Origin of the sequence: Comamonas odontotermitis, from assembly GCF_040396735.1 — a bacterium.
Lineage (GTDB): Bacteria > Pseudomonadota > Gammaproteobacteria > Burkholderiales > Burkholderiaceae_C > Comamonas > Comamonas odontotermitis_C.
The window spans coordinates 133,075-146,898 of record NZ_JBEBNZ010000003.1 but is presented as its reverse complement, the minus strand read 5'-3'; the positions used below and the strand labels follow the sequence as shown (position 1 = coordinate 146,898).

11 protein-coding genes are annotated in these 13,824 nt (G+C 64.5%); 9 read left to right on the top strand and 2 right to left on the bottom strand.

The annotated features are described in order from the left end of the window. Positions 1 to 135 precede the first annotated feature (135 nt). The 9 genes from ACH2DG_RS04685 to ACH2DG_RS04645 all read left to right on the top strand — a co-directional run bounded on the left by ACH2DG_RS04685 (position 136) and on the right by ACH2DG_RS04645 (position 8,742). A complete protein-coding gene (locus ACH2DG_RS04685; protein WP_395024531.1) occupies positions 136 to 2,154 on the top strand; it encodes a diguanylate cyclase domain-containing protein in 2,019 nt (672 codons plus the stop codon). A gap of 140 nt (positions 2,155 to 2,294) precedes the next feature. Next, positions 2,295 to 2,741: a hypothetical protein gene (locus ACH2DG_RS04680; RefSeq protein WP_395024530.1), complete on the top strand. Its 447-nt coding sequence runs from the start codon at positions 2,295 to 2,297 to the stop codon at positions 2,739 to 2,741. Positions 2,742 to 2,853: 112 nt separating this feature from the next. Beyond that, on the top strand, positions 2,854 to 3,234 hold the full coding sequence (locus ACH2DG_RS04675) for a hypothetical protein (protein ID WP_395024529.1): 381 nt from the start codon (positions 2,854 to 2,856) through the stop codon (positions 3,232 to 3,234). Beyond that, positions 3,231 to 4,664, top strand: coding sequence for a TolC family protein (locus ACH2DG_RS04670; RefSeq protein WP_395024528.1), 1,434 nt, complete (start codon positions 3,231 to 3,233; stop codon positions 4,662 to 4,664). The genes ACH2DG_RS04675 and ACH2DG_RS04670 overlap by 4 nt, the downstream gene beginning before the upstream one ends. Position 4,665: 1 nt before the next feature. Next, positions 4,666 to 6,063 (top strand): multicopper oxidase family protein, encoded by a 1,398-nt coding sequence (locus ACH2DG_RS04665; protein WP_395024527.1) that lies wholly within the window; start codon positions 4,666 to 4,668, stop codon positions 6,061 to 6,063. 16 nt (positions 6,064 to 6,079) lie between these two features. Next, positions 6,080 to 6,562: a plastocyanin/azurin family copper-binding protein gene (locus ACH2DG_RS04660; RefSeq protein ID WP_395024526.1), complete on the top strand. Its 483-nt coding sequence runs from the start codon at positions 6,080 to 6,082 to the stop codon at positions 6,560 to 6,562. 19 nt (positions 6,563 to 6,581) lie between these two features. Then, on the top strand, positions 6,582 to 7,076 hold the full coding sequence (locus ACH2DG_RS04655; protein WP_395024525.1) for a DUF411 domain-containing protein: 495 nt from the start codon (positions 6,582 to 6,584) through the stop codon (positions 7,074 to 7,076). Positions 7,077 to 7,105: 29 nt separating this feature from the next. After that, positions 7,106 to 7,471: a copper-binding protein gene (locus ACH2DG_RS04650; protein WP_395024524.1), complete on the top strand. Its 366-nt coding sequence runs from the start codon at positions 7,106 to 7,108 to the stop codon at positions 7,469 to 7,471. A gap of 56 nt (positions 7,472 to 7,527) precedes the next feature. Continuing rightward, positions 7,528 to 8,742 carry a leucine-rich repeat-containing protein kinase family protein gene (locus ACH2DG_RS04645; RefSeq protein ID WP_395024523.1) on the top strand — a complete coding sequence of 405 codons (1,215 nt, stop codon included), beginning with the start codon at positions 7,528 to 7,530 and terminating at the stop codon, positions 8,740 to 8,742. A 53-nt stretch (positions 8,743 to 8,795) separates the two neighbouring features. On the opposite strand, the gene ACH2DG_RS04640 is transcribed toward ACH2DG_RS04645, so the two are convergent. Both ACH2DG_RS04640 and ACH2DG_RS04635 read right to left on the bottom strand, forming a co-directional pair. Next, complete coding sequence (locus ACH2DG_RS04640; protein WP_395024522.1) at positions 8,796 to 12,647, bottom strand: ExeM/NucH family extracellular endonuclease; 3,852 nt, start codon at positions 12,645 to 12,647, stop codon at positions 8,796 to 8,798. Positions 12,648 to 12,839: 192 nt separating this feature from the next. Beyond that, positions 12,840 to 13,670, bottom strand: coding sequence for a MetQ/NlpA family ABC transporter substrate-binding protein (locus ACH2DG_RS04635; protein WP_395024521.1), 831 nt, complete (start codon positions 13,668 to 13,670; stop codon positions 12,840 to 12,842). Between the last annotated feature and the right edge of the window lie 154 nt (positions 13,671 to 13,824).

Genomic DNA, 13,824 nt, shown 5'->3' with positions numbered 1-13,824 from the left:
AGGTGAATAAGCACAAACTTCTTCAACAAATGTAAGAACCTCTGACGCGCATCGAAACAAATAGAGACAAATTGGATAATAGCGTTTCATAGCCCTCTACACTGTTCTTCATAGCCGCAATATTGCTGCGCCCGGATGTCCTCCCCCGTCGCTCGATCCTTCGCCGCCCCTTTGCAGGAGCCTGTCGCCGCACGCGGCCCGGCCGCCTCGCGATGGCGTGCGCGCAGCCTGCGCACCTACCTGATAGTGATGATGCTTGCGGCGGCGCTGCCGGTCTTGATTGCCAGCATCTACACCGTGCAGCACGTGGCCCGCTCCTACCGCGACAACAGTCTGCGGCACATGTTGGACACCACCAAGAACCTGGGACACATCATCGAGAGCGATCTGGCCAGCCGCGCAGCCATGCTTCAGGCCTATGCGGCCAACGCACAGTCAGAGGACGCAGAGGCACTGGCCAGGTGGCTGACCCTGACGGACATGGGCTCCGACAGCACCCTCTTCGTTACCACCGCCAGCACCGCTTCGCCGATCCTGGTCTCCGCCCATTCGAGCATCAAAGGCTACGTCCCACCGGGGCTGGTGCAGCAGGCACTGGAAGGCAAGACGCCGGTGTTTTCCCAACTGTTCTTTCACGACGACAAGCCACGCATCGCCATCGCCGTGCGCATGCAAAAAGACAGCGGCAAGGTAATGATGCTGACCACTACGCCACAGAACCTCGTCAGCGCCGCGCAGGACACATCTGACGAGGGTGCGCTGATCGCGGTCACCGACGGCAATGGCCGCATGCTTGCCCGCTCGGTGCAGCCGGAGCGGTATATCGGCACCCCGGTACCGGACTGGAAAAAACTCAAGGAAGTGGGAGCCTCCAGCGGCACCTTCGAGGCCGAACGCGCCGACAAGGGCAGCGTCATCTTCGCCTTCCATGAAATCAAGGGCACGCCGGGCTGGGTCATTGTTGCCGGCGAGTCACTGGGCGCTTTCAATGCCCGCTGGCAGAAGCCCATGTTCAATATTGCCTTGGTGGGCACCTTGGCTCTCACGGTGGCCGTGCTGCTGAGCACCTGGGTATCGCGCCAGCTGCTGCGACCCATCCGCCAGTTGACGGATGCATCACGCACGGGTTCCGCCTACGAGATGCCCGTGACCGATGACAGCCAGGTGCTGATGGTGAAGGAATATGAAAGCCTGCGCCAAAGCCTCGCCAACGCGCGAGCGCAGCTTGAATCCGCGCTCGGCCACCAGCGCCAGATCGCCCACGCCCTGTCGGTCAGCGAACAGCGCAGCCGCACGCTCGCACACGCCGGCGCTGCCGTGCTGTGGACACTGGATGCCCAGGGGCGTGCCACCTCCATGGTCGGCTGGGAGGTGCTTGCGGGCACGCCTGACGATACGGCCCTGGGCTTTGGCTGGTTGCGCCGCATCCACCCAGCAGATGTCGCCGATCTTCGCCGGCAGGCCCCCGACCTGTTGGCAGACAGCGAACACGCGCTGGATGTGGAATTCCGGCTGCGCACCCATGACGGCCAGTGGCGCTGGATGCGCGCGCGCGGCGCTGCCATCCTGGGTCCAGGCCGAAACATCCACGAATGGCTGGGCGTTCTCGAAGACGTGGACGACCGCAAACGCGCCCAGGCTGCCGTTGCCTACCTCGCCCACCACGATCCCCTCACAGGCCTGCCCAACCGCAGCCTGCTGCAGACCCATATCCACAGTGTTGGCAGCGCCCGGGCCTATGGCGCCCTGCTCTATCTCGATCTGGACCGGTTCAAGCAGGTCAACGATACCCTGGGCCACGCAGCAGGCGACGCACTGCTGTGCTCGGTGGCCGAACGCCTGCGTGGCCTGCTGCGCGACACCGATCTGGTGGTGCGCCTGGGCGGAGACGAATTCTGCATCGTGCAAAAGGCCTCCTCCCCACACGCCGCCGCCAGCCTGGCCCAGCGCGTGATCGATGTGCTGAGCGCGGACTATTTTCTGGAAGGTCGGCGCGTCAACATCGGCGCCTCGGTCGGCATCACCATGCACCTGGGACAGACACAGACACTCGATCCGGACCGGCTGCTGCGCGAAGCGGACATCGCCCTCTACGAGGCCAAGAAACAGGGCCGCGGGCGCTACGTGTTCTACACGCCCGAACTTTCCGCATGAGCCCAGCCGCTGCAACTGTCCGAGACTGCCGGACAATGCCCCGGACCAGGGTACATGGCGTACACTGGGGACTGATTCGTAGCGTCGATGGCCTCCCATCGAAGCGGAACTTCTGTGCGAATTGCCACTCCACTCTCACCATGCGCTCCTGCCTGTCCCTGCTGCTCGTTCTCACGCTGGTCCTGCGCGGCCTGCTGGGCGATGCTATGGCCATGGGCATCGTGGCGCCCGTTGCCCAGGCGGGAACACACGCAGCGCATGCAGCGCGCAGCGCCCCCCCGGCCGAGCAGCACGAGAGCCACCACGGCAGCAGCGCCACCCATGGCAACGCAGCGCTTGCCGACCAGCAAGCGCACGAGGCAGCGGCGGCCCATTGCACCGCCTCCGAGCCCGCACACTGCGGTGACAGCGCTGCACATGGCGCCAACTGCTCGGCCTGTGGCATCTGCCACTCTGCCGTAGGCCTGCCCGCGATTGCTGCGCTGGTACAGCCACCCACTGCACCTCAGCAACTGGCAGACGGGGCCACCCGCTTTGCCAGCACCTTGCCCGCCTCCATCACCAAGCCTCCCATTTCTGTCGCCTGACACCCTAGGTGCGTCCGCAATTTGACGGCAGCCCATGTGCCTGCTGTCTGCGCCAAAAGCCAAGGCTTTGGCCCTGCGGTCGTGAACATGGTTTCAACGACAGGAATTTCTCATGCGCTACGCGCGTCCCCCATTCGGCACCCGAAGGTGCCTGGCCGCCGGCATTGCCGCAGCGGCCTGCGCCATGGCTTCCTACAGCCTGGCACATCCGAGCCAGCCCACCGCCAACCCGGCTGAATCTGCGCCCACTCTGAGCGACCCCGCCTCGCCCCAAGCGCCCACGGCCCCCCTGCGCCACCAGGCCATGGCTTTAAGTGGCACCATCGTGCCCCAACCAGGCGATTGGAAAGAAGCCAATGCAGCCGTAGCGGCGGCCTTCCCGCGCGGCCATGCAGATGTCATTCGCTGGGAAAAGGCCCAGGCCACCCCGCAGGGCCAGGCACCTGGCGAGAAGCCCGCCAGCCCGCACCACCAACACGGAGGCCAGCCATGAAACGCGCCATCCTCCGTCTCTCGCCGCTGCTCGCCGCCCTGGTGCTGGCCGGCTGCGCAAGCGTATCGCCCGACGGCCTGCGCAGCGATGTCGCCCAGCGCACCGAAGGCCGCCTGCCGCCGGGGGCGCAGCTCCCGCCCGTCGATGCCAAGGCCCGCCAGGAGGCCCAGGCGCAGATCAACCGCTGGCTGGAGGGACCCGTCGACGCCGATACCGCCGTGCGCATTGCCCTGCTGAACAACCCTGGCTTGCAGGGCCAGCTCGCTCAGCTGGGTATTGCAGACGCGCAGCGCGTGCAGACCCTCACGCTGCCCAATCCCAGCTTTACCTTTGGCCGCTTTCGCAACAGCCAGGAACGCGAGATCGAACGCCAGTTCAGCTTTGGACTGGTACAACTGATCACCCTGCCGTGGCGCAGCCGCTGGCAGGGCTGGCAGATGGAGCAGGCCACGCTGACCGCTGCACAGCAGGTGGTGCTGCTGGCCGCCGATACGCGCCGCACCTGGCTGCGCGCTGTCGCCGCCGAACAGGCACTGGCCGCCAACGAGCGCATGCACGAAGCCGCCGCACTGGGCGGCGAGCTGGCTGCACGCATGGCGCAGGTGGGTAACTTCAGCAAGATGGATCAGGCGCGCGAATTGGCCCTGCAGCAGCAGGCCGCCGCGCAGCTGGCGCGTGCCCGGCTGAATGCCCAGCTCGAACGCGAGCAACTGGCCCGTCGCATGGGCCTGTGGGGCCAGCAACTGGCCTTCCAGCTGCCCGCGCAATTGCCTGCGCTCCCCAAGAGCGCTGGCGACCTGCGCAGCGGCGAGGACGCAGAGGCCACCGCGCTGCGCCAGCGGCTCGACCTGGGCGCACTGCGCCGCGACCTCGATGTGAGCGCAGGCCGCGAGGGTTGGGCCGCGATTGGCTCCATCTTTGGCGACATTGGCGCCACCTACAGCAACAACACCAGTACCGAGCGGGACGGCGGGCACAGCGACAAGACCCAGGGCTGGGAGTTCGATATGCCGCTGCCGCTGTTCGACTGGGGCTTTGCCGCACGCGGCATGGCGCAGAACGAGGCCCTGCGCAGCGCGGCGGTGCTGCGTGACAACGCCATCCGAGCCCGCAGCGAGGCGCGCAGCCAGTGGCTGGCCTACCGCACCGCCTACGACCTGGCCCAGCAGCAGCAGGCAGAAGTACTGCCGCTTGCGCGGCTGGTGCAGGAAGAGACCGTCTACCGCTACAACGGCATGTTCGTGAGCGTATGGCAGCTTCTGGCCCAGGCACGCGCCACCACGCAGGCGGTGGTGACGGCTACAGAAACCCAGCGCGACTTCTGGCTGGCCGAGACCGATCTGCAACTGGCGCTCACCGGCACATCGCCCGGCACGGCGCCCACCCTCAACACCGCAGCGCCCGCTGCCAGCAATGAACAAGGCCATTGATATGCAACGCCGCCAATTCTTCACCGGCGCGGCCACCGCAGTGGCCGCCGCCACTGCGTCCGCAGCCGTCAGCAGGGTCGCCATGGCTGCCCTGCCCGAGCCGGTCTCTCAGGCCAGCGCCGATACGGCTGCGCCACTGAGCCCGCCCAACGGCAGGCCCTACCACCCGGTCGTCACCCTGAATGGCTGGACCACGCCATGGCGCATGAACGCCGGCGTCAAGGAATTCCACCTGGTGGCCGAGCCCGTGGTGCGCGAGGTGGCACCCGGCTTTTTCGTCAACATGTGGGGCTACAACGGACAGTCGCCCGGGCCGACCATCGAGGTCGTCGAGGGCGACAGGGTACGCATCTTCGTCACCAACCGCCTGCCCGAGAGCACCACCATCCACTGGCATGGCCAGCGTCTGCCCAATGGCATGGACGGTGTGGGCGGTCTGAACCAGCCCCACATCCCGCCGGGCAAGACCTTCGTCTATGAGTTCGAGGCGCGCCGCCCCGGCACCTTCATGTACCACCCGCACTCCGATGAAATGGTGCAGATGGCCATGGGCATGATGGGGCTGTGGATTACCCACCCCAAGGCAAGGCACCCGCTGATCGCCGATGTGCAGCGCGACTATGCGTTCCTGCTCAGCGCCTACGCGGTCGAGCCCGGTGCCATGACGCCTCGGGTGGGCGAGATGACGGATTTCAACATCTGGACCTTCAACAGCCGCGCGTTTCCCGCCATCACTCCGCTGGTGGCAAGACAAGGCGACCGCGTGCGCATCCGCGTGGGCAACCTGACCATGACCAACCACCCGATCCACATCCACGGCCACGAGTTCGAGGTGACCGGCACCGATGGCGGCCCCGTGCCACGGTCTGCACGCTGGCCCGAGGTGACGACCGATGTGGCCGTGGGCCAGATGCGGCAGGTGGAGCTGATGGCGGACGAACCCGGCGACTGGGCCTTTCACTGCCACAAAAGCCACCACACCATGGGCGCCATGGGGCACGAGGTGCCGACCATGATCGGCGTCGACCACCGGGGCCTCGTCGGCAGGATCCAGAAGATCGTGCCCGACTACATGCTGATGGGCGAGCGCGGCATGGGCGACATGGGCGCCATGCAGATGCCCCTGCCCGACAACACCTTTCCCATGATGACCGGCAAGGGACCGTTCGGGAACATCGAGATGGGCGGCATGTTCACCACCTTCAAGGTGCGCAGCAACCTCGCCGCTGGCGACTACCAGAACCCCGGCTGGTATGCCCAACCCCGGGGGACCGTGGCCTATGAATGGCAGGGCCCGCCCCTGGACGCGCAGGCGCCACGCCAGACCCTGCCGGGCGCGGCCTCCGGCGCACCCACGGTGCACAAGCCAGCCAATGCATCAGGCCACGCCAACCACTGAACACAGGATTGACACCATGAAAATTATCAAATTCATAGCTGCTTGCACTCTTCTGTCGGGCGCCAGCACCGTATTTGCGCATGGCAATGAAAGCCATGCGTCCGTCCCGGCCACCAAGGAGCAGAAGGAATGGGGCATTGGCGGAGATGCCAAGGACGCCAAACGCACCATCACCCTGAGCATGACGGACGACATGCGCTTTACCCCCTCGCACTTCAACGTCAAGAAGGGCGAAACCGTGCGCCTGCGCGTGGTCAACCGTGGCCAGGTGATGCACGAAGTGGTGCTGGGCACCAAGGCCTCGCTCGACCAGCATGCGCAACTGATGCTCAAGTTCCCCGGCATGGAACATGCCGAGCCCTACATGGCCCATGTCGCCCCCCAGAAAAGCGAAGACCTGGTCTGGAACTTCAACCGCACGGGCAGCTTTGATTTTGCCTGCCTGATTGCAGGCCACTACCAGGCAGGCATGACGGGCACTTTCACCGTCACCGATTGACGCCTACCAAGGAAACACCATGAAACACCCCCACACCCGCCGCCACGCATTGCACATGCTGGTCACCGCCGTTGGCATGGCTGCGGGATTGCCCGCCCTCGCTGCCAGCCCCGCCCAGACGCCCATCGAAGTCTGGAAAGACCCGAACTGCGGCTGCTGCAAGGACTGGGTCGTGCTGATGGAAAAGGCAGGCTTTGCCGTCACCGTGCATGACACCGGCAACAGCGCCATGCGCGCCAAGCTGGGCCTGCCAGCGCGCCTGGGCTCCTGCCACACCGCATTGGTGGACGGCTATGTCGTTGAAGGCCATGTTCCCGCAGCCGATGTGCGCAAGCTGCTGCAGCAAAAACCCAAGGCGCTGGGGATTGCGGTGCCCGGCATGCCCGTGGGCAGCCCAGGCATGGATGGCCCCGAATACGGCGGCCGCAAGGATCCGTTCGATGTTCTGCTGGTCACCAAGAATCGGATGAATAGCGATGTCTCGACCACGGTTTTTACCAGCTACCGCAGCTGATCCCCGTTATCACCCATCTGGAGAATTTTATGAAAAGCATCACTACCACCCTCGCTGCACTGGCACTGGCCTGCGCCATGGCACCCGCGCTGGCACAGGAGCACGCTGCCCACGGCAGCCCTGCTGGATCTACCGAAAAAGCATCTGCAACAGCCGCCACCAATGCCGACGCTGTAATGACCGCTGGAGAAATCACCCGTGTCGATGCACGCGGCGGCAAGCTGACCATTCGCCACGAAGACATCAAGAACCTGGAGATGCCCGCCATGACCATGGTTTTCGCCTTGAAGGACCCGGCGCAGGCCGCCCAGTTCAATGCGGGCGACAAGGTGCGCTTTCATGTGCAGGATGAAGGCGGCACCTTGACCATCACCCGTATCGAGCGCGCCAAATAGCACTTGCGGCGTGACATGTGCCATGCATGCGCTGCCAGCACCTACACTGTGCAGCCATGCAAAGCCTTCAAGCCTTTCACGAACAACTGCGCAGCGGCGCCCTGCTCGGCGCGCGCCAGATCAAGCTGTCTGCGGGCCTGCGCGCGTTTCCGCGCGAACTTTTTGCGCTCGCAGACACGCTCGAAGTGCTTGATCTCTCGGGCAACCAGCTCAGCACGCTGCCGGATGACCTCACCCGTTTCACCCGGCTGCGCATCCTGTTTGCGTCCAACAACCCGTTTACCGCGCTGCCAAGCGTGCTGGGCCGCTTGCCGCAACTGGAGATGATCGGCTTCAAGGCCTGCCGCATCCGGGAAGTGCCAGCAGAAAGCCTGCCGCCAGCCTTGCGCTGGCTCATCCTCACGGACAACCAGATTCGCCACCTCCCGGGCACGCTGGGCGAGCGCCCGCGCCTGCAAAAGCTCATGCTGGCCTGCAACCAATTGCAGAGTCTGCCCGCCAGCCTGGCGCAATGCACCAAGCTGGAGCTGCTGCGCATCTCCGGCAACGCGTTTGCACAGATTCCGGAAGTGGTGTTTGCACTGCCGGCTCTGGCGTGGCTGGCCATTGCAGGCAACCCATTGACTCAAAAAAATGAGCAGCTTGTGCTTTCCGGATCTGCGCAATCTGTGCAACCGGCCATTCCCTACCAAAGCCTGGAGCCGCATGAACTGCTGGGCGAAGGTGCCAGCGGGCACATCTACCGGGCTTCCCGCATCGGCGATGGGGATGTGGCGCTCAAGGTCTTCAAGGCGGGTCAGACCAGCGATGGCACCCCTGCGTCCGAACTGGCCGCCGGCCTGTCTGCAGGCCTGCACCCCCACCTGTTGACGCCGCTCGGCCCGGTTTCAGACCACCCGCAAGGCAAGCTGGCCATGGCCTTGCCACTGCTGCCACCAGGTCTGCAGGCTCTGGCCGGCCCGCCCAGCATGGACAGTTGTACGCGCGACGTGTATGCGCCTGCCACCCGTTTTTCGCGAGACGTCGCGCAGCGCCTGCTGCAGGGCATCGAAGGCGCCGTCGGCCACCTGCATGCGCGCGGCATTCTGCATGGCGATCTGTATGCACACAACGTGTTGTGGGATCCGGCAACCGGTGATTCGGTGCTGAGTGACCTGGGCGCTGCCGCGCTGCTGCATGGCTTGCCGCAAGCGCAGGTGCAGCAGTTGCTGCACATCGAGCAGCGCGCCATGAATATCCTCCAAAGCGAAGTCCAGGCCCGTACCGCCTGACGGTGCAGGCGCGTACCACGACTCACGGTGGTACGCGCCGCCCTCTGGCTGCTTCAGCGCTGCGTCTTTCCGCGACGCACGATGGATGTGTGGCGCAGGAATGGCAGGAACGAGAGTGCCAGCGCCAGCAAGCCCCATGCGCTGAGGGTTGGCACCGGCGTTGCCGTGGCTGTGGCCGCCTGTGGCACCACCAGTGCCGTCGGGTCGGCAATATTGCCATCGGCCACCAGGTCATCATCGCCCAGCCCGCCGTCTTGCAGCTCAAAGCGCACCACCTGCCCGCTCACTTCCGACGGCACACGGTACCAGTGCTTTTCCTGCCTGTCGGATGTGCGGCCCCATTTCCACAGCTGTGCGCCCTGCGGCAGCGGCTGCGCGTAGTTCATGGTGACGGAGAGCTTGCCACCCTGCTCGCAACCGGTGGCATTCAGCACCAGCAAGCCATCGGGCAAGGTGGCGCCAGGGCTTGGCATCGCAGTAATACCCAGGCTTTGGGCGCTGACATACTGCGCAGGCCCAGCCAGTTTGCATCCGGCGCCCTGCAATGTCCCCGTCACGCTACCGCCTGCGCCCGGCGTGAGCGCAAAGCTGGTATCAGGATTGCCGCTGGCCGATACCGTGAATGCGTAGCGCGCGGTGACTGCCGTGTTCACGCCGTCGCTCAGGCTCAGGCCTACTCCCGCATCTCCCGGCGCCTGTGCCACAAAGCGCGCCTTGGCCAGCTCGCCATTGATCTGCGCTGCGGTGCCCTTGAGCTGCGTTCCCGCCTGCTGCGCATCGGCGTCGGCAACGCCCTGCACGCTTCCGTTGGCAGCCGTCAGCGTGAGTGTGAGCTGCTCGCTGTCTGCGTCTTCCACGCTCAGCGCAGCAAGCGTTGCGCCCTGTCCCACCGAAATCGTTACCGCACTGCCTGGAACGCCCTTGATCACCGGCGGCTGGTTGACTGGCAGCGCATCCAGGTTCAGGCCCAGCACGATCGGGTTGTGGTCGCTGGAGCGGTAGGCCGTTGCGGCATAGAAGGACTCGGGCTTGCCGTACTCGGTGTTGTAGTCGAGTACCGTCGGTTCTTCGGCATTGATGGCCCACTTCACCGCCTTGCCCACCTTGGAGACCAGGGTCGGGCTCACGAAGATATGGTCAAGCGAGCCCCACAGCCCGTCAAAGGAGTACGAATAGCCGTGCGTCACCTTGGTGAAGCCGTTTAACTCCAGATAGGTGACCGGGTCTTCCTTGGCATAGGCGTTAAAGTCTCCCACCAGAATCACCTTGTCGGTGTCCGAGCCGGTGGGCCGCGTTGCCAGCCAGTCCTTGAGCTGCATGGCCGTCTTGACCCGCGCGGGATTGTTGTTGCCCTGGCCGTCCAGCTTGTCTTCGTTCCCGCCCGTGGTCAGCAGCGAACCCTTCGACTTGAAGTGGTTCACCACCAAGGTAAGTTGCTCGGAACCTGACGCGGTAGGTACCGAGAAGGTCTGCGCAATCGGCACACGCGCGCCGCCCACGCCCGGCGTGAAAGCGTCGTAAGTACCGACGTTGGGAACCGCCGCCGCCCCCACAGGCGTGACGCGGTCGCTGCGGTAGACAATGGCCACCGTGATCGCATCCGTGCCCGCCCCGGCAATCGTCGCGCTGCCTCCTTGGTTGAAAGGCGCCTTCACGTAGGCATAGGTGGCGCCAGCGGGCTTGTCAGCGCTCGCATTCATGGCGTCCACCAGCAGTGCCAGCGCGCTGTCGCTGCCAAAGCCGTTGTTCTGCACCTCCATCAGGCCATACACATCGGCCTGCAGGCCAATCAGATTGGCCACGACCTTGGCCTTCTGCCGCTCCAGCTCTGCCGGGTTGTTGGCGCCGCGAATGCCGATGCTGTTGCCCAGCGGGGTGGTGAACACATCCTTGGTATTGGTGCTGGTATCGCCCACCTTGCTGAAGAAATTGAGCACATTGGCCGATGCCACCTTGACCCCAGCCGCTCCCACTGCCGCCTGCAGGTCGGCCACGGTAGGGCGCGCTGCGCCCGTGAAGCTCAGCTTCTGCGTCGGCTGCACGCGGTAGCTGGTCTGGTAGATTTCCGGCGGAGACGATGCCTGGTAGAACTGGTCGAGCACGCCCACGACGGCATCCACCCCATCGCCCGCGCGCAGCGTGTTCGATGCAGACAGATCGTTACCGCCACGGCCCCGCACCACCACCGGATTCTGCTTGCTGCTCAGGTCATCCAGAATGATCTGGCTGCGCTGCATGGTGTTGGCATACTGCGCATAGCCGCTCACGCTGGGGACGTTCTCGTCGGTGAACTGCGGCAGAACCTTGTCGGCCGACAAGGTCACATCGCCAAAGCGGCCGAGCGTGTAGTTGTCCGACACCACGAGCTTGCCGCCTGCAGTAGCCGATGCCACCTTTACCAGCATGCCTTCGTAACGCTCCCAGCTTGCCATGTCGGCGACCGGCAGCGTGATGGAGATCGGAGTCGGCAGCACGCCTGCGCCCTGCACCTGGAAGGATGTCAGGTTCTTGAGCTGCGTCTGCTTGTTGTATTCGTCCACCGTGGCACTCACCTGCACACGCTTGCCCACCGTGCTGTCGTCCACACCGGGGTTTTGGCCGCCATAGTAGACAAAGATGCCTTCCGATGTGCCGGCATCGCTGTCGTAATTGGCCTCTTCTTCCTGCACATAGAAACCGCTCAGCCCCGGTGCGATGCCGGTCACCACTCCGTTGATGGTGACGGGCTTTCCCAGCAGCGGCGATACCTCGCCAATGCCCTGGATGGTGTGGATGCGCGTGACCGTGGGCGCAGCCCCGGTCGTGAAGCCCAGATCGCCCGTAACCCAGGCATTGCCCGATGCATCCTGCACCGGCGTGCCCACGGCAACGATGCGGTAGGCGGTATCGGGCGCCAGCGCCACACCGGGATTGAGCGTGACCGTCTGCCCGCCGAACACCACCTTGGCTGCGTCCTGCGCAGACATCGTGGCGAGCACAGTGGCGCCCTGCCGCAGTTCAAAACGTCCGTTACCCGCCTGCACTGCCTCGGAGAAGGTCAACGAGAAGCTGCTCGTCGTGGTTGCCACGCCGGTGGCATCGCTGGCGGGCACGCTGGACTGCAGGGTGGGCGCTGCAGTGTCCGGCCCGGCCGTCTTGATCACCACGTCATCAATGGCCAGCCCGTTGCTTGACCCGCTGGCCGTGCGCTTTTGCACCCAGCGCAGCCACAGCGTCTGGCCCGCGCCCCAACCCAGGCCATGCAGATCGCCGCCCACCAGGGGCACCAGGCCTCCACCGCCGCCCTGCATATTGCCTGCCACGGCGCCAGCGGTGCCGCCGGTTACCGGCGCAACCCAGCCGAACAGATCGCCAGCGGGGTTCCAGGTTTGTACGGCGCCAAAGCTATCGCCCAGGCCCCACTCCAGGGTCATGCCCTGCCCCGCCGTGCTGCCGCCATTGCGCCATTGCTCGCCATTGAAGCGCAGGTTCACTGCATCGATGGCCGCGCCGGTGCTGTTGACCAGCGCCAGCGCAATCCAGCCCGCAATGGCACCGGATCCCGGAGAGCCGAAATAGGTACCGCTGGAAGCCAGCACGCCCAGTGCACGGTCTGACGCATCGGCCCCAAAGCTGTAGAAGCTGCCACCGTTGCCACCGCCGCTGCCCACTGCAATCTGCGTGATGGCCGCACCATCCTTGTTGAACAGCGACCAACCCGCCAGCGTGCTGTCATTGGCCCAGGGCGCGGTAGTGCCGGTATTGGCGAGCGTATTGAAGTCCTGGGCGTAGCTGCCGCCAAACGGCACCGGCGCAGCCCATGCGCTGGCGCAAACTAGGCCGAGCACCAGGCCGCTGCACAAGGCATTCAACGGAAATGGAAGACGCAGGCGTGAGGAAGATGGTGTATTTGGTTGGAGTGCCATGGGTGTGTGATCTGTTCGAAGAACGCCCCACCCTCTCCGGGTGAGATCCCGGCGATTCTTGGCAAATCACATGACCGCGTGATGACCGCTCGCAGACAGTTTCATGGCACGGAAGATTCGGTAGATTCCCACCCAAAAGAAAAGGGCCGCAAATGCGGCCCTGGTTCTCGCGCCACGCATGGGCGCTACCACTTACTGCAGGAATGCAGGCTTGGCGTAGCCGGCAAACTTGGTATCTACCACCGTCTTGAATTCATTGGAGCGGAAGGCCTCAGCCAGGTCCTTGGCCCACTGTGCATCCTTGTCCTTGGTCTTGACTGCGGCGATGTTCAGATAATGCTCCGGCGTCTTCTCCAGCAGCACGGCATCCTGCAGCTTGAGGCCCGAGGAGATGGCGAAGTTGCCGTTGATGATGGCGAACTGCGCGTCATCGAGCGAGCGCGGCAGGTGCGCTGCATCCAGGGGCAGCAGCTTGATCTTCTTGGGGTTCTCGGCCAGATCGAGCTCCGACACGCGCAGCGGATTCACGCCGGTCTTGAGCTTGACCAGACCCGCCTGCTGCAGCAGCAACAGGCCGCGCGCGAGGTTGCTCGGATCATTGGGCAGCGACACCTTGTCGCCTTCCTTCAGATCGGCCAGCGATTTGCGCTGCTTGCTGTACACCCCCATCGGTGCGATCGGGCCTTGCACCAGCGCCGTCAGATCGAGCTTGCGGTCGCCCTTGAACTGGTTGAAATACACCTCGTGCTGGAAGAAATTGGCGTCCAGCGAGCCATCGGCCAGTGCCAGATTGGGCTGCACATAGTCATTGAACTCCACCAGCTTGACCTTGTAGCCCTTTTTCTGCAGCAGCGGCACGATGCCTGCCTGCAGCTGATCGATGTTAGAGCCCGCCGTACCGCCGATCACCAGCTGCTTCTTGGAGGCATCCTGCGCCAGCGCAGGGCCTGCCAGACCCACGGATGCCGCTGCCAGCACGGCGGCGGCGATCAACGAGCGGCGGGTGGAGAAAAAGGTCGTCATGTCTACTACGCTCCTGGTGCTGCGCACCTTGTCATGGTTTGGGAATGGGGCACAGTATCTGCGCAGCGCTTCACAATCCCAACGAATAATTTCTCCCATTCTTATACCGCCAGGGCATGAAGGCTTTGACACCTTCCGAAGCTGCCTCATCAAC

Excerpts from the sequence above, each read along its gene's own strand:
- ACH2DG_RS04635 (WP_395024521.1), bottom strand. The coding sequence starts at position 13,670 with ATGACGACCTTTTTCTCCACCCGCCGCTCGTTGATCGCCGCCGCCGTG.
- ACH2DG_RS04645 (WP_395024523.1), top strand. The coding sequence starts at position 7,528 with ATGCAAAGCCTTCAAGCCTTTCACGAACAACTGCGCAGCGGCGCCCTG.
- ACH2DG_RS04650 (WP_395024524.1), top strand. The coding sequence starts at position 7,106 with ATGAAAAGCATCACTACCACCCTCGCTGCACTGGCACTGGCCTGCGCC.
- ACH2DG_RS04670 (WP_395024528.1), top strand. The coding sequence starts at position 3,231 with ATGAAACGCGCCATCCTCCGTCTCTCGCCGCTGCTCGCCGCCCTGGTG.
- ACH2DG_RS04680 (WP_395024530.1), top strand. The coding sequence starts at position 2,295 with ATGCGCTCCTGCCTGTCCCTGCTGCTCGTTCTCACGCTGGTCCTGCGC.
- ACH2DG_RS04660 (WP_395024526.1), top strand. The coding sequence starts at position 6,080 with ATGAAAATTATCAAATTCATAGCTGCTTGCACTCTTCTGTCGGGCGCC.
- ACH2DG_RS04685 (WP_395024531.1), top strand. The coding sequence starts at position 136 with ATGTCCTCCCCCGTCGCTCGATCCTTCGCCGCCCCTTTGCAGGAGCCT.
- ACH2DG_RS04675 (WP_395024529.1), top strand. The coding sequence starts at position 2,854 with ATGCGCTACGCGCGTCCCCCATTCGGCACCCGAAGGTGCCTGGCCGCC.
- ACH2DG_RS04665 (WP_395024527.1), top strand. The coding sequence starts at position 4,666 with ATGCAACGCCGCCAATTCTTCACCGGCGCGGCCACCGCAGTGGCCGCC.
- ACH2DG_RS04655 (WP_395024525.1), top strand. The coding sequence starts at position 6,582 with ATGAAACACCCCCACACCCGCCGCCACGCATTGCACATGCTGGTCACC.
- ACH2DG_RS04640 (WP_395024522.1), bottom strand. The coding sequence starts at position 12,647 with ATGGCACTCCAACCAAATACACCATCTTCCTCACGCCTGCGTCTTCCA.